General features: G+C 51.0%; 16 protein-coding genes. 4 read left to right on the forward strand and 12 right to left on the reverse strand.

Annotated features, from left to right (window positions below; genetic code table 11):
- Nucleotides 1-3: 3 nt before the first annotated feature.
- Entirely contained in the window at nucleotides 4-432 is a 429-nt protein-coding gene (locus J3B89_RS12990; protein ID WP_349814222.1) for a YqaA family protein, read from the forward strand.
- 72 nt (nucleotides 433-504) lie between these two features.
- Nucleotides 505-894, forward strand: a complete 390-nt coding sequence (locus tag J3B89_RS12995; protein ID WP_215398025.1) for a DUF2750 domain-containing protein — start codon at nucleotides 505-507, stop codon at nucleotides 892-894.
- A 57-nt stretch (nucleotides 895-951) separates the two neighbouring features.
- Here the strand turns inward: J3B89_RS12995 and J3B89_RS13000 are convergent, their stop codons facing one another.
- Nucleotides 952-1,941, reverse strand: coding sequence for a 2-hydroxyacid dehydrogenase (locus J3B89_RS13000; protein ID WP_215398027.1), 990 nt, complete (start codon nucleotides 1,939-1,941; stop codon nucleotides 952-954).
- Nucleotides 1,942-2,011: 70 nt separating this feature from the next.
- Entirely contained in the window at nucleotides 2,012-2,491 is a 480-nt protein-coding gene (locus tag J3B89_RS13005) for a glutathione peroxidase (RefSeq protein WP_215398029.1), read from the reverse strand.
- Between the two features lie 86 nt (nucleotides 2,492-2,577).
- On the opposite strand from J3B89_RS13005, the gene J3B89_RS13010 reads away from it, so the two are divergent.
- The gene (locus tag J3B89_RS13010) at nucleotides 2,578-3,459 is read left to right on the forward strand and encodes an NAD(P)-dependent oxidoreductase (protein WP_215398030.1); all 882 of its coding nucleotides are present in this window, start codon (nucleotides 2,578-2,580) and stop codon (nucleotides 3,457-3,459) included.
- On the opposite strand, the gene J3B89_RS13015 is transcribed toward J3B89_RS13010, so the two are convergent.
- The 10 genes from J3B89_RS13015 to J3B89_RS13060 all read right to left on the reverse strand — a co-directional run bounded on the left by J3B89_RS13015 (nucleotide 3,448) and on the right by J3B89_RS13060 (nucleotide 13,939).
- A complete protein-coding gene (locus J3B89_RS13015; RefSeq protein ID WP_215398031.1) occupies nucleotides 3,448-3,909 on the reverse strand; it encodes an RES family NAD+ phosphorylase in 462 nt (153 codons plus the stop codon). The two genes, J3B89_RS13010 and J3B89_RS13015, sit on opposite strands and share 12 nt — an antisense overlap.
- Nucleotides 3,909-4,358, reverse strand: coding sequence for a type II RES/Xre toxin-antitoxin system antitoxin (gene parS, locus J3B89_RS13020; RefSeq protein WP_215398032.1), 450 nt, complete (start codon nucleotides 4,356-4,358; stop codon nucleotides 3,909-3,911). The genes J3B89_RS13015 and parS overlap by 1 nt, the downstream gene beginning before the upstream one ends.
- A gap of 107 nt (nucleotides 4,359-4,465) precedes the next feature.
- Nucleotides 4,466-5,125, reverse strand: coding sequence for a CoA transferase subunit B (locus tag J3B89_RS13025; protein ID WP_215398033.1), 660 nt, complete (start codon nucleotides 5,123-5,125; stop codon nucleotides 4,466-4,468).
- A gap of 10 nt (nucleotides 5,126-5,135) precedes the next feature.
- Complete coding sequence (locus J3B89_RS13030) at nucleotides 5,136-5,837, reverse strand: CoA transferase subunit A (RefSeq protein ID WP_215398034.1); 702 nt, start codon at nucleotides 5,835-5,837, stop codon at nucleotides 5,136-5,138.
- A gap of 392 nt (nucleotides 5,838-6,229) precedes the next feature.
- Nucleotides 6,230-7,144 (reverse strand): hydroxymethylglutaryl-CoA lyase, encoded by a 915-nt coding sequence (locus tag J3B89_RS13035; RefSeq protein WP_215398035.1) that lies wholly within the window; start codon nucleotides 7,142-7,144, stop codon nucleotides 6,230-6,232.
- The gene (locus J3B89_RS13040) at nucleotides 7,141-9,141 is read right to left on the reverse strand and encodes an acetyl/propionyl/methylcrotonyl-CoA carboxylase subunit alpha (RefSeq protein WP_215398036.1); all 2,001 of its coding nucleotides are present in this window, start codon (nucleotides 9,139-9,141) and stop codon (nucleotides 7,141-7,143) included. Before J3B89_RS13040 ends, J3B89_RS13035 begins: the two co-directional genes overlap by 4 nt.
- Nucleotides 9,141-9,941: an enoyl-CoA hydratase/isomerase family protein gene (locus tag J3B89_RS13045; protein ID WP_215398037.1), complete on the reverse strand. Its 801-nt coding sequence runs from the start codon at nucleotides 9,939-9,941 to the stop codon at nucleotides 9,141-9,143. Before J3B89_RS13045 ends, J3B89_RS13040 begins: the two co-directional genes overlap by 1 nt.
- Nucleotides 9,942-10,317: 376 nt before the next feature.
- Nucleotides 10,318-11,925 (reverse strand): carboxyl transferase domain-containing protein, encoded by a 1,608-nt coding sequence (locus J3B89_RS13050; RefSeq protein ID WP_215398038.1) that lies wholly within the window; start codon nucleotides 11,923-11,925, stop codon nucleotides 10,318-10,320.
- A gap of 393 nt (nucleotides 11,926-12,318) precedes the next feature.
- On the reverse strand, nucleotides 12,319-13,488 hold the full coding sequence (locus tag J3B89_RS13055) for an isovaleryl-CoA dehydrogenase (protein WP_215398039.1): 1,170 nt from the start codon (nucleotides 13,486-13,488) through the stop codon (nucleotides 12,319-12,321).
- Nucleotides 13,489-13,528: 40 nt separating this feature from the next.
- Nucleotides 13,529-13,939, reverse strand: coding sequence for a MerR family transcriptional regulator (locus tag J3B89_RS13060; protein ID WP_068234834.1), 411 nt, complete (start codon nucleotides 13,937-13,939; stop codon nucleotides 13,529-13,531).
- Between the two features lie 263 nt (nucleotides 13,940-14,202).
- Here J3B89_RS13060 and J3B89_RS13065 point away from each other — a divergent pair, with 263 nt between their 5' ends.
- Nucleotides 14,203-15,384: a thiolase family protein gene (locus J3B89_RS13065; protein WP_215398040.1), complete on the forward strand. Its 1,182-nt coding sequence runs from the start codon at nucleotides 14,203-14,205 to the stop codon at nucleotides 15,382-15,384.
- The last annotated feature ends 31 nt before the right edge of the window (nucleotides 15,385-15,415 follow it).

Below are 15,415 nucleotides of genomic sequence, written 5' to 3' on the forward strand. Positions count from 1 at the left end.
TTAGTGCTGGCCTATTTTTCGTTGTTTTGTAGCGGCTTATTAGCCGCTACGTTATTTCCGGCATCCAGTGAAATATTGCTGCTGGCTTTGTTACAGCAAGGCTATAACCCACTATGGTTGTTTGTGGCCGCTACGGCGGGTAATACGCTGGGTAGTTGTATTAACTGGTACCTGGGGCTGAAGTTGCTTAAATTTCAGCATAAGCGCTGGTTCCCGGTTTCTGAGGCTGCGCTTAGCCGGGCACAACAGCAGTTTCAGCGCTTTGGCAGCTGGAGTTTATTATTTGCCTGGTTACCGGTGGTGGGCGATCCTTTAACTTTAGTCGCCGGTGTGCTGAAGGTGCGGTTTAAAGTATTTGTGTTGCTGGTGCTGGTGGGTAAAGCAGCACGGTACGCCATATTAATTTGGTTTGGTAACCTCTGGCTGGTGTAATTAATCATGGTAAAAAGCCGCTGGATCCGTCATCATTAGCGGCATTATTTATCCGCTGAACAGGAACCACTTATGGATTATCAATTAACGGCTGAAGAGCTTAAACGCATCACCGCATTAGACGCTGAGCAGCGTTACACTTATTTTATTCAGGCGGTTGCTGATCTGGAAAAAATCTGGATTTTAACCGATGAAGACGGTTTTGTACTGGTAAGTGCTGAAGACGAGCGCTGTATTCCGGTATGGCCACATGCCGAACTTGCTGAACAGTGGATTGAGGGTGAGTGGGCGCATTGTTCTGCTCAGGCTGTTGATGTGGACACCTGGCTGGATAAATGGACGTCAGGCTTAAATGGCGACGAGCTGGCTATTGCCGTGCTGCCAGACACTGATGGCCCTGGTGTGGTGGTAATGCCAGACGAGCTGGCAGAAACCCTGTTAAATGAAATGCAGGAAGACTAACGTTGTCGCGCTGTTAAAAAGATACCGTAGGGGCGCTTAATTGCGCCCCTACCTGTTTTAGTTTACTAATTCATTGCCGGTGGCAGTACTACTGGCAAATGCCAGTAAATTATCGCTGGTTACCTGACAAATTTCCTGCAATGCTTCTTTGGTAAAAAACGCCTGATGGCCGGTGATCAGCACATTAGGGAAAGTTAGCAGGCGTTTAAACACTTCGTCGTCTATAACTTGCTCTGACAGGTTTTCAAAGAATAAATCGGCTTCCTGCTCGTATACGTCTAAGCCAAGATAACCAATTTTGCGGTTTTTCAGCCCGGCTATCACTGCTTTGCTGTCGATCAGCGCACCGCGGCTGGTGTTAATCAGCATTACACCGTCTTTCATGCTGCCAATGCTGTAGTGGTTAACCAGATGTTTTGTATCGGGTGTAAGCGGGCAGTGCAGGCTGATAATGTCGCTTCTTGCATATAACTCGGCCAGTGGTACATAGCGTCCGCCCAGCTCGGCAATATGAGGGTTTTGTGCAATATCATGGCACAGTAGCTGGCAGCCGAAACCGCGTAGTATCCGTGCTGTAGCGAGGCCAATACGGCCGGTGCCAATTAAGCCTACTGTTTTGCCAAACAGGTTAAAGCCAAGCAGGCCGTCCAGCGCAAAGTTATCATCACGTACCCGGTTATAAGCTTTATGCAGTTTACGGTTAAGGCATAACATCATCCCTATAGTATGTTCTGCTACGGCTTCGGGTGAGTAAGCAGGTACCCGTGAAACACGAATGCCAAGCACTTTGGCGGCGTCCAGATCAACATTGTTAAAACCAGCGCAGCGTAGCGCTATCATTTCGATACCAAGTTCTGATAGCTGTTGTAGTACCTCTGCATCCAGCTCGTCGTTAACAAATACACACACAGCATGGCTGCCGGCAGCCAGTTTTACGCTGTCTTTATTTAACCGGGTTTCGTGGTAGCTAAATTGCAGGCTACGGTCAGCCCATTGGCTGAAGCCGTCTTTGTCATATTTTTTTGCGCTGAATACGGCAACTTTCATGGTATCTCTCCCATTATTTGCCATAAAGCTTAGCGCAAATACCAGCGCAATATTTAGCGCTGGATCAAAGTTACAGCAAATCTTCTATTGATTGGGCAATACTGGCGGGTTTGGTGCGCGGGGCATAGCGTTTAACCACATCACCGTCTTTATTTACCAGAAACTTGGTGAAGTTCCACTTGATAGCACGGGTTTTCATTAAACCACGGGCTGAGTCTTTTAAGTGTTCAAACAGTGGTGAGGCATCCGGGCCATTTACCGCCAGTTTTGCCATAACCGGAAAACTGACACCATAATTAAGTTCACAAAACTGCTGGATTTCATCATCGGAACCGGGCTCCTGGCCGCCAAACTGATTGCAGGGAAATGCCAGTATAACCAGGCCTTTATCTTTGTATTTTTGGTGTAGCTGTTCCAGCTCTTTATATTGTGGTGTAAAGCCGCATTGGCTTGCTGTGTTAACGATCAGCAATACCTTGCCACGATACTGGCTTAGATCTATGTCATTACCGCTGGCATCTTTTACCTTGTATTGGTGCACATTAGCCATGCTGTTTCCTTATTTAAGTGCTTTCAATCGTACTGAGAACTTTGTAAGCTTTGTGCCACAGTATGTCACAGTTTTAAGTCATTAATATGTCAATTAATAGTGAGAATAAAGTCGCGTTTATCGGATTGGGGGTAATGGGTTACCCGATGGCGGGTTACCTGCAACAAAAAGGTTATCAGGTAACAGTGTATAACCGCACTGCGGCTAAGGCTGAAAAATGGGCTGCGCAATATGGTGGTGCTTATGCCGATACCCCGGCTAAAGCTGTGCAAGGGGCTGCCCTGGTGTTTATGTGCGTGGGTAATGACAACGATGTACGCTCGGTAGTATATGGCGGGCATGGCGTTTTAGCTGGTATGGCGGCAGGTTCAGTATTGGTTGATCATACTACCGCATCGGCCAATCTGGCCCGTGAGCTGGCACAAGCTGCGAAACAGCAGGGGATTGGCTTTTTGGATGCACCGGTATCCGGCGGCCAGGCCGGTGCTGAAAACGGCGTATTAACAGTAATGATCGGTGGCGAAAGTGACGATTTTGCTAAAGCTGAAGTTGCTATTATGAGTTATTCGCGTTGCGCTAAATTGCTCGGCCCGGCAGGCAGCGGCCAACTGGCGAAGATGGTAAACCAGATTTGTATTGCCGGGGTAGTGCAGGGCCTGGCCGAAGCGCTGAACTTTGCCCAGAACGCCGGTTTAGATGCAGCTGCCGTAGTAGAGGTTATTTCGCAAGGTGCGGCATCGTCCTGGCAGATGCAAAACCGCTCGCTAACTATGCTTGAAGGCAAGTACGACTTTGGTTTTGCCGTAGACTGGATGCGCAAAGACTTGGGTATAGCGCTTAGCGAAGCACGTGAGAACGGCAGCCATTTGCCGCTGACTGCATTGGTGGATCAATTCTACAGCGAAGTACAGCAAATGGGCGGTAACCGCTGGGATACCTCCAGCTTGCTGGCGCGGTTAAAGCGTTAGGCGTGGATCTGGCATAAATTCAAGTTCGGTAATGGTTGCCAGACATTCATTAAAGTGCGAATGCTGTGGGTTAAGCAATATATTATTTTCTCGCGGTGCAATAACACTGGGTACAGATAACGCGAGGCTGGCTTGCTGTGCCAGCCAGCTATCGCCAATACGTGCTGTGTCAATGCTGGCGGGTTGTTGTTGCCAGCTAAGTGGCAGATTCGCCGGGCTAACTGATAATACTTCTTCGGCGGCAATAGTTAATTGGAATAGTTTGTACTGTTTCAGTGTTTTGCGGTTGTTTAAATGTACCAGAATCTCCAGTATGGCGAGGGCTTCAGAGCCGGCAGTATAAACACACAATTGACCTTTGCTGTTCCAGCGTCCGCCATAAAGTTTTGCTCCTTCGCCGTCAAATGCTTGTGCAGCCCATTTGTTATGTACTAGGCGATACAGCTGCATCAGGCAAACACACCGTGTTCCAGGCGGCCAATTAAATCCAGTATCGCCTGCGTTTCAGCAGAGGTTGCCAACATATCCAGCGGTGCTTTATCGCCCAGGCCGTACACCGGCTCGGTAAGCCAGCGTTTGGTTGCTACCATATCTTTATTGAACAAGGCATTGGCAGCCACCAGCACGGTAGCAAAACGATATAGCCGGTCGCTTTCCTCCTGGGTAAACTTACCCAGCTTTGCCCGCCGGGCTAATGTAGCTGGCGCTAACTGGCATACCTGCGCCAACTGCTTTTTATCTAACATGGATACCAGGGACAGTTTATCAAATACGCTATAGCTAAATCCTTCATGCAGCGCCTGATATAATTTGGGCCCGCGCTCAGCAATACCCAACTGCTGCCACAGGTTTGGTGCAGAATAGAGTGTAGGGGTAAATTCACGTACTAAGGCTGTCATGACACATTCTCTATCATTTGATATTTTTAAAATGTATCACATGGTTTTACTTTGGTCAAAAAAAGAGCGCCGGGATCAGGGCGCTCTTAATAGATTAAACCGACAGTTTAGCTAAACACCATCTCCGGCACGTTGCCTTCGATAACCAGCTTGCCAGCGGTTTTCTGCTGAATTTCTTCAACTGAAATGCCCGGAGCACGCTCCAGTAAGTGGAAGGCACCGTTACGTACTTCCAGTACGGCTAAATCGGTAACGATTTTCTTTACACAGCCCACCCCGGTTAGCGGCAGGGTGCAGCTTTCCAGTAACTTGCTGTTGCCGTATTTGTCGGCGTGGGTCATGGTTACCACGATATTTTGCGCACCGGCGACTAAATCCATCGCGCCGCCCATACCTTTAACCAGTTTACCCGGGATCATCCAACTGGCGATATTGCCGTTTTGATCCACTTCAAACGCGCCCAGCACGGTTAGATCGACATGGCCGCCACGGATCATGGCAAAGCTTTCGGCCGAGCTGAAAATAGCCGCGCCTTTAATGGCAGTAACGGTTTCTTTGCCGGCGTTGATCATATCAGCGTCAATTTCGTCTTCTGTCGGGTAGGGGCCCATACCGAGCAAGCCGTTTTCGGATTGCAGCATTACTTCAATGCCGGCTGGCACATAGTTAGCTACCAGCGTAGGAATACCGATGCCTAAGTTAACGTAGTAACCGTCTTGCAGCTCCTGCGCCACGCGCATGGCAACCTGTTCACGAGATAAAGCCATTGTTGCCTCCTTAACCTTGACGGACCATACGACGTTCAATGCGTTTTTCAAAGTTACCTTTAATCACGCGCTGCACGTAAATACCCGGGGTGTGAATTTGTGATGGCTCCAGCTCACCCGGCTCGACAATTTCTTCTACTTCAGCCACGGTAATTTTACCGGCGGTAGCCGCCATCGGGTTGAAGTTCATTGAGGTGTGACGAAACACCAGGTTGCCGTAGCGGTCGGCTTTCCAGGCGCGCACTATGGCAAAATCACCAGTGATAGATTCTTCCAGCACATAGTTGCGGCCATTAATTTCGCGGGTTTCTTTGCCCTCAGCTACCGGCGTACCGTAACCGGTGGCAGTGAAAAACGCCGGTATGCCAGCACCGCCGGCACGCATTTTCTCGGCCAGGGTGCCTTGTGGTGTTAATTCCACTTCCAGCTCGCCGTTCAGCAGTTGTTTTTCAAACAGCGCATTTTCGCCCACGTAAGAGGCAACCATTTTTTTGATTTGCCGATCTTCAAGCAAAATACCCAAACCAAAGCCATCTACACCGCAGTTGTTTGATACTACGGTGAGATCTTTAGTTTGCATTTTTTTGATTTGGGCAATTAAACCTTCCGGAATACCGCATAAGCCAAAGCCACCGGCAATAACGGTCATGCCGTCCTGCAGGCCTGCCATGGCATCTTCGTAGCTATGTACGACTTTATTAAACCCTGCCATTTGTTGTCCTCTGTTCTTTGCTGAACTATCTGTTGCGAACTGCTCTTCGATTACGCGGCTGCTGCGTGAAGTTTTTTCTGCGACACGCCATAAACCATCCATGGGGCTCGATTTATGAATTTCATCCTTGAAATTCACCCCATGGGCCAGCAAAGCTGGTCAAATTCGTTCCAGACGAATTTGTCAGCATCCATGGCCTCCAACGGTCGCTGAAAAAATCACATCCGCATCCGCTGGCATCTGTGCCGAGGTAAGCGCGCAGTACACTTTGACCGGAACCGTGTTTTTCATGGATGAAAAACAGGAGCCTACAGGGACGTATTTACGGCGTGTTCCGGCAAAGTTGTACGGAGTGATTACCGTGTTCGAAGAACCTTAGTTGTTGCTGTTAACTAACTACCAGTTTGCGTGCACTTGGCCCTAAGCGCCAATCCTACTTTAGAACTAGGCTGCTTCCCCAGCTTGTCGGTAATAAACCAGCCGGCTTTGGCCAGCGCAGTTAAATCTATACCGTGCGAAATGCCAAGGCCGTTAAGCAAATACACCACATCTTCGGTGGCAACATTGCCTGACGCCCCGGCAGCATAAGGGCAGCCGCCCAAACCGGCTACAGCGCTGTCAATAACACTGATGCCACGGCTTAGCGCTACGTAAATATTGGTTAACGCCTGGCCGTATGTGTCGTGAAAATGCACCGCCAGTTTATCTACCGGCACCATAGAGAGGACCGCATCGAGCATCGCATTCACTTTATCCGGCGTGCCAACGCCTATGGTATCGCCCAGTGAAATCTCGTAGCAGCCCATCTCCAGCAGCGCTTTAGCGACCAATGCTACTTCGGTAGGGGCAACATCACCCTGATAGGGGCAGCCGACCACGCAGGACACATAGCCGCGCACTTTAATACCGTCGGCTTTGGCGGCTTCGACCACAGGCGCAAAGCGTTCCAGGCTCTCTGCGATGCTGCAATTAATGTTTTTCTGGCTAAAGGCTTCGGATGCTGCACCAAAAATCGCTACTTCAGTGGCACCGGCGGCTTTGGCCGCTGCATAGCCTTTTAAGTTCGGCGTTAGCGCCGCATAGGTAACACCGGCTTTGCGGCTGATACCGGCAAACACCTCTGAAGAGTCCGCCATTTGCGGCACCCACTTCGGGGAAACAAAGGCACCGCTTTCAATATAGCTGTGGCCGGCGGCCGTTAGCATATCAATCAGTGCGATTTTATCGGCGGTAGCCACAGTTGCTTCATTTTGCAGGCCATCACGCGGACCGACTTCAACAATGCGCACTTGCTTGGGAAAACTCATGCTTCCTCCGGGCTAAAATCAACCAGTTCAGCGCCGTCTTTTACCAGGTCGCCGGCGGCATAGAATACTTCATTAACGACACCGTTTTTCGGTGCTTTAATGCTGTACTCCATCTTCATCGCTTCCATTATCACCAGGGTATCACCGGCGTTAACAGTGCTGCCTGCTTTGGCCATTACTGCGACGATAGTGCCGTTCATTGGTGCGGTTAAGCTGCCGGCGTGATCGCCGCTTTCAACCTCGGTAGCCACTTCGGTCTGGTAGATAAAGTCATAACGCTGATGCTTAATAAACACGCTGATGGTGTCGCCATTGAAGGTGTCAGCATAGCGGCTTACCCGCACCTTGGTACGGTGATCGCCGAGCACCGCGCTTAGCTCATCGCCATTAAGTTCGGCCGTGCAGCAAAGCTGCTGGCCTGCCACGTCAATCACATAATGCTGCTGCAGTTGTTGCACTTTTAACAGCGTTTTATGCTCGCCGTGTTGCAGCGCAATGTCGACAGTCGGTGTCTCGTTCATCCGCCAGCCATGGCTGAACTGCCACGGGCTGAAGCTGTTACACGAGGTTTGCGGCGCTTTTTGCTGCTGCAAGATATAAAGTGCTGCCAGTACCAGTGCCTGGTTATTTTCTTTATTCGCCGGGGCAAATAAGCTTTGCTGATGCTTATTAATAAAGTTGGTATCAAGCTCGGCCGCTTTAAAAGCCGGGTGCTCGGTTAAGCTGGTTAGAAAGCTTAAGTTAGTGGTAACACCGGCAATGCGGTAATCATCCAGTGCGCGTAACATGCGGGCAATAGCGCGGTCACGGCTTTCATCCCAGACAATTAACTTGGCGATCATTGGATCGTAAAACGGCGATACTTCATCGTTTTCTACCACACCGGTATCTACCCGCACATGGCGGTTGGCTTCGGGCTGGCGCAAATAGGTCAGCTTGCCGGTTTGTGGCAGGAAATCGTTATCCGGATCTTCGGCATACACCCGTACCTCAATGGCATGGCCATCGAGTTGAATATCATCCTGCGCCAGTGGCAATGTCTCGCCGGCGGCGACCAGCAGCTGCCATTTAACTAAGTCCTGGCCGGTGATCATCTCGGTAACCGGGTGTTCTACCTGCAGCCGGGTGTTCATTTCCATAAAGTAGAAAGAGCCGTCTTCGTCGAATAAAAACTCCACGGTACCGGCACCGCGATAATCGATGGCTTTAGCCGCTTTTACCGCCGCTTCACCCATGGCTTGGCGCTGTGCGCTGCTAAAGTTTGGCGCCGGCGCTTCTTCAATCACTTTTTGGTGGCGGCGCTGGATAGAGCAATCGCGCTCGGCCAGATATACCGCATTGCCGTGGCTGTCGGCAAACACCTGAATTTCAATGTGGCGCGGCTTGGTTAAATAGCGCTCAATCAGCATTTTGTCGTTGCCAAAACCGGCTTTGGCTTCACGCCGCGCACTGGCTAAGGCATCAGTAAACTCTTGCTGTTTCCACACCACGCGCATACCTTTACCACCACCACCGTAGGCGGCTTTTAACAGCTGCGGGTAACCAATACGCGCTGATTCGGCTTTAAGTAAGTCATCGGACTGATCATCACCATGATAACCCGGTACCAGCGGCACGCCGGCTTTAGCCATGATCTCTTTGGCGGCGCTTTTTGAGCCCATAGCAGTAATGGCACCCACCGGTGGGCCGATAAACACTACGCCCGCTTCTTCACAGGCTTTGGCAAAGCTTTCGTTTTCCGATAAAAAGCCGTAGCCTGGGTGAATAGCTTCAGCACCGCTTTGTTTGGCGATGGCGATAATTTTGTCACTGCGCAGGTAAGAATCTTTGCTTGGCGCCGGGCCTAATAAATAGGCTTCATCGGCCATGCGCACATGCCGGGCATTGGCGTCGGCTTCGGAATATACCGCCACGCAGCGGATGCCGAGTTTATGCGCGGTGTCAATCACGCGGCAGGCAATTTCGCCGCGGTTAGCTATTAATATTTTGCGAAACATTATGCGTCTTCCTTGCCAAGCCAGGCCGGTTTACGTTTTTCTAAAAAGGCGCTTAAACCTTCCTGACCTTCAGGCGATACCCGGATTTCAGCAATTGCCTGTTCGGTATGGGCGATGACATTATTGCTGATTTTGCGGTTATAAATATTGTGGATCAGCGATTTGGCTGCAGTTAGTGCCGCCGGGCTGTTTTGCAGCAGAGTGTTCACAAAGGTCTCAAGGCTGTCGTTTAACTCACCTTCGCTGACCACTTCATGCAGCAGGCCCAGCTTTTTCGCTTTCGGTGCCATAAAACGCTCTGCCGTTAAAAAATAACGCCGGCTTTCACGCTCGCCAATGGCGCGCATTACATAAGGGCTGATCACGGCCGGTATTAAACCGATGCGCACTTCGCTTAAGCAAAAGCTGGCGTTTTCCTCGGCGATAGCAATATCGCAGCAGGCCACTAAACCTAAAGCACCACCAAAGGCGGCACCTTTTACCAGCGCAATAGTTGGCTTGGGAAATTTATCCAGCCGGTGCATTAGGGTGGCCAGTTCGCTGGCGTCGTTTAAATTTTGCTGGTAGTTTTTTTGCGCCATAGAGCGCATCCAGTTTAAGTCGGCACCGGCAGAGAAGTTTTTGCCGTTGGCGGCTAGTACTAACACCCGCACGTTGTCGTTATTGGCCAAATCGCGCAGTACGGCGATAAGTTCTGCGATCATCGCATCGTCAAAGGCGTTGTGCACCTCGGGGCGGTTTAGCGTTAGGGTGGCTACGCCGCGCGGGTCGATACTGACTTCTGTGTAAACCTGGTTCATTTTGTCTCCGAAAGTGTTAATGCAACTTGAGACTGCATTTCTTCGAAATCGCGGTTGCTGCGTGAAGTTTTTTCTGCGACACGCCATAAACCCTCCATGGGGCTCGATTTGTAAACGTCTTCCGAACGTTTACCCTTCGGGCCAGCGAAGCTGTCCAAATTCGTTCCTGACGAATTTGTCGGCATCCATGGCCTCCAACGGTCACCGAAAAAATCACATCCGCACCCGCTTCATATCCGGTGCAGCAAGTGCGCAGTGCACTTTGCTCAGAACCGTGTTTTTCAGGGACGAAAAACACGAGCCTACAGGGATGTATTCACGGCGTGTTCTGACAAAGTTGTACGGAGTGATTGCGATTGTCTGCATCATCGTGGCATCACATCCGGAACACGCCAAAACGGCTCTCTTCAATCGGTGCATTCAGCGCAGCAGCTAATGCCAGCCCTACTGTCATCCGGGTTTGTGCCGGGTCGATAATACCGTCATCCCACAAGCGGCCGCTGGCATAGTACGGATGGCCCTGTTTTTCATACTGTTCAATAATAGGCTGTTTCAGTGCTTTCTCGGCGTCGCTTGATAAGGTTTCACCTTTACGGGCCAAGCCGTCTTTGGTTACCTGCGCCATTACACCGGCAGCCTGCTCACCACCCATTACCGAGATACGGGCATTGGGCCACATCCACATCATGGTGGGATCGTAAGCACGGCCACACATGCCGTAGTTACCGGCGCCATAGCTGCCGCCAATTAGCACGGTAAATTTCGGTACTTTGGCACAGCTTACTGCCATCACCATTTTGGCGCCGTGCTTGGCAATGCCTTCAGCTTCATACTTTTTACCGACCATAAAGCCGGTAATGTTTTGCAGGAACAGCAGCGGAATTTTGCGCTGGGCGCAAAGCTCAATAAAGTGCGCGCCTTTTTGTGCCGACTCTGAAAATAGTATCCCGTTATTGGCGACAATACCCACCGGATATCCGAAGATACGCGCAAAGCCGCACACCAGGGTAGCGCCATAATATTGCTTAAATTCATCAAAGTCAGAGCCGTCGACAATACGGGCTATCACTTCTTTGACATCAAACGGCTTGCGCAGGTCGGTGCCGACAATGCCGTACAGCTCTTTGGCGTCATACAACGGCTCTTGCGGTGCTTTAACATCCATCGCTTGCGGCGCAGGGCGGTTTAAGCGGCTTACTGCGTTACGGGCCAGTTGCAGCGCATGCTCGTCGTTTAACGCATAGTGATCGGCCACGCCGGAAATTTTACAGTGCACGTCAGCACCGCCGAGCTCTTCAGCTGATACTTCTTCACCGGTAGCGGCTTTTACCAGCGGCGGGCCGGCCAAAAAGATGGTGCCTTGCTCTTTAACAATAATGCTTTCATCAGCCATCGCCGGTACATAAGCACCACCGGCAGTACAGAGGCCCATTACCACGGCAATTTGCGGTATGCCTTTGGCTGACATATTGGCCTGGTTAAAGAAGATACGGCCAAAGTGCAGTTTGTCGGGGAATACCTCGTCCTGCCGTGGCAGGTTGGCGCCGCCGGAGTCGACCAGATAAATACAGGGCAGGTGGCAGCGCTCGGCAATTTCCTGCGCGCGTAAATGCTTTTTCACCGTAAGCGGGTAGTAGGTGCCGCCTTTTACCGTGGCGTCGTTGGCGACTATCATGCACTCGACACCGCTAACGCGGCCGATACCGGCTACCACACCGGCGCTGGGTACGTAATCGTCGTAGCATTCCCAGCCGGCAAACTGGCCTACTTCTAAAAACGGTGAGCCCGGGTCGAGTAATTTTTGGATGCGGTCACGCACAAAGAGTTTGCCACGGGCGGTATGGCGGGCAATTAAGGCTTCGCCGCCACCGAGTTTAATTTGCTGTACTTTGCTGTTCAGATCATCGACCACGGCCTGCATGGCGGCGGCGTTTTTCTGGAAGTCCTCAGAGCGAGGGTTTATTTTGGAGGTAATTCTGGTCACTTAAGTCACCTTATACCAGAGCTGGTTAGACAAAGCGGAACCGGAACAACTAAGCAGACGATCAAGAGCGAGGATGGGAGATCCGAGCGGGTCTGCGTGTTGTTACGGTGGAAGCTTTGGCCTGCACCGGACTTAGATTCACGGCTTCGCTGCTTTCACACATTTAACACACTCGCCCGTTCGCCGCTCCCCGGCTCACTTTTGATCGCTCGTTTAGTTAAATCTGTTACGCGCTTCGCCTCGTTCAACTTTCTATTTAGTTACGGCTATTTGGGGCGGTGCGGAACCGGAACAACTAAGCAGACGATCAAGAGCGAATTTGGGAGAAATTCGCGGGTCTGCGTGTTGTTACGGTGGAAGCAGCCGCTTCCACCCGAGTTTCGCCTTTAAACCTTAGTTTGATTCGGTAAACAATTCCCGGCCAATCAGCATACGGCGGATTTCCGAGGTACCGGCGCCAATTTCGTACAGCTTGGCATCGCGCAGTAAGCGCCCGGTTGGGTATTCGTTAATGTAGCCATTACCACCCAACAACTGAATGGCATCCAGTGCCATCTTGGTAGCCAGCTCTGCCGAGTACAGAATAACCGCTGCCGCATCTTTACGCGTGGTTTCACCGCGATCACAGGCTTTGGCTACCGTGTACACGTAAGATTTAGCTGCATTCATCTGAGTATACATATCGGCCAGTTTGCCCTGTACCAGCTGGAACTCACCGATAGATTGGCCAAACTGCTTACGGTCGTGAATATAAGGTACTACCACGTCCATACAGGCCTGCATAATGCCAAGCGGGCCGGCGGATAACACCACACGCTCGTAATCCAGGCCGCTCATTAATACCTTAACGCCGCCGCCAACCTGGCCCAGCACGTTCTCTGCCGGTACTTCGCAATCTTCAAACACCAGCTCACAAGTGTTAGAGCCGCGCATACCCAGCTTATCCAGCTTCTGCGCCGTGCTAAAACCCTTGGTGCCACGTTCAACAATAAAGGCGGTAATGCCCTTAGAGCCGGCGTTAATATCGGTTTTGGCGTAAATCACATAAGTGTGTGCATCCGGGCCATTGGTGATCCACATCTTATTGCCGTTTAAAATGTACTTATCGCCTTGTTTTTCTGCACGCAGCTTCATGCTGACAACATCTGAGCCGGCATTAGGCTCACTCATTGCCAGGGCACCGATATGCTCGCCTGAGCACAGCTTTGGCAGATATTTCATTTTCTGCGCTTCAGTGCCGTTGCGGAAAATCTGGTTTACACACAGGTTTGAATGCGCACCGTACGATAAGCCAACCGAGGCCGAGGCGCGGCTGATTTCTTCCAGTGCCACCACGTGTTCTAAATAGCCTAAGCCTGAGCCGCCGTATTTTTCGTCTACGGTGATACCCAGCAGGCCTAAATCACCGAACTTGCGCCACAGCTCATTCGGGAACTCGTTTTTCTCGTCAATATGGGCGGCGCGCGGGGCGATTTCTTCGCGGGCGAAGGCGTTAACCTGCTCGCGGATCATATCTACCGTTTCGCCTAAATCGAAATTAAGCCCTTTATAACTGCTAATCATTGTGGATCCCCGTTTGCTATGTTTTTTAACCGGCGCTTTATTAATTCAGGCCGGTTTTATGTTGTTTGGCGTCGGCTAAAGTATCGCGGCAACGTTTTTCTACCGTTACCAGTTCCATCAGCACAACTTTGATATCGTCCAGTTGCTGGTGCAGCTCGGCTTTTTTCAGCTCTATCAGCTTCAGCATAGTATTTAACTGGGTAACGCTGCTTTTATCTGCGTCGTACAGCTCAAACAGCTGGCCGGTTTCGGCCAGGCTAAAACCCAGACGTTTACCACGTAAAATCAGTTTTAACCGCACCCGGTCGCGCTTGCTGTAAATACGGGTTTGGCCGTTACGTAAAGGCGTGATCAGCCCCTGATCTTCATAAAAGCGGATACTACGGGTAGTAATATCAAACTCTTTGGCCAGTTCGCTGATACTGTATGTTTTTTCTTCTTTTTCTGTCATAACGCCTTCCCCGAAAACGCTGTCAATATAAGTGAAGTTTACGTAAAGGTAAAGCTGGTGTCTGGCTGTTAAATTGGCAAAAGTGGCTTTTTGGTGGCCTTTGTAAAGCAAAAATGCCAGTTTGTACTGGTAAGACTGTACACTTTGCTGAACCAAAAGCCGTGCACACTACCATAGTGTTAGTGGGTTGACGTTGGCGTAAACGTAAATTTGGTGTAGGCTCTGGTGCAACTTTTTAGCCGACCGCTTCTGGGGAGAATATTATGGCTACCGACAATATTGTGATCGTTGCTGCAACACGTACCGCTATGGGCGGCTTTATGGGCGGCTTAGCGGATGTAGATGCCACCGTGCTGGGCGCCACCGCCATTAAGGCGGCATTAGAGCAGGCCGGTTTAAGCGGTGATAAGGTCAGCGAAGTGATTATGGGCAACGTGTTGCCAGCCGGTTTAGGCCAGGCCCCGGCACGCCAGGCCACATTAAAAGCCGGTTTACCGCTAAGCGCTGGTGCTACCACCATCAATAAAGTATGCGGCTCGGGCTTAAAAGCGGTAATGCTGGCAAGCGATTTACTCAAGGCCGGTAGCGCAGATGTGGTGGTGGCCGGTGGTATGGAGTCAATGAGTAACGCACCTTACCTGCTGGATAAAGCGCGCAGTGGTTACCGTATGGGCCATGGCCAGATTAAAGATCATATGATGTTAGACGGTCTGGAAAATGCCTATGACGGTAAGGCCATGGGTTGTTTTGCCCAGGGCACAGCCGATGAAAAAGGCATTACCCGCGAGCAGATGGATGCCTTTGCGGTGCAATCTTTAACCCGCGCCCAGCAAGCAATTAATTCAGGGGCTTTCGAGGGTGAAATTACCCCGGTTACCTTTCAGGCCCGTAAAGGCGAAGTCACCTTTAACGTTGACGAGCAACCGGGCAATGCCAGGGTAGACAAAATCCCAACCCTGCGCCCGGCCTTTGCTAAAGACGGCACGATCACAGCCGCCAACTCCAGTTCTATTTCAGACGGTGCAGCAGCGCTTATTTTAATGCGCGAGTTTGATGCCAAAGCTCAGGGCGCTAAGCCGTTAGCCCGCGTAGTCGCCCATGCTACAAATTCAATGGAACCGGCACTGTTTACCGTAGCCCCGGTTGGCGCTATGCAAAAAGTGCTGCAAAAAGCCGGCTGGGATAAACAGCAGGTAGACCTGTGGGAGATTAACGAAGCCTTTGCCATGGTCACCATGCTGGCGATTAACGAGCTGGGCCTGGATGAGAGCAAAGTCAACGTAAACGGCGGCGCCTGTGCGCTGGGCCATCCTATCGGTGCTTCAGGCGCGCGTATTCTGGTTACCCTTATTCATGCGCTGCGTAACCGCGGTTTAAGCAAAGGTGTAGCCTCACTGTGTATCGGTGGCGGTGAAGCCGTGGCTTTAGCTGTGGAAGTACTGTAACGAATTAAACTAGCGAGGTGGCAAACCTGAT

The sequence above is a fragment of the Rheinheimera oceanensis genome (assembly GCF_018831085.1).
GTDB classification, from domain to species: domain Bacteria; phylum Pseudomonadota; class Gammaproteobacteria; order Enterobacterales; family Alteromonadaceae; genus Alishewanella; species Alishewanella oceanensis.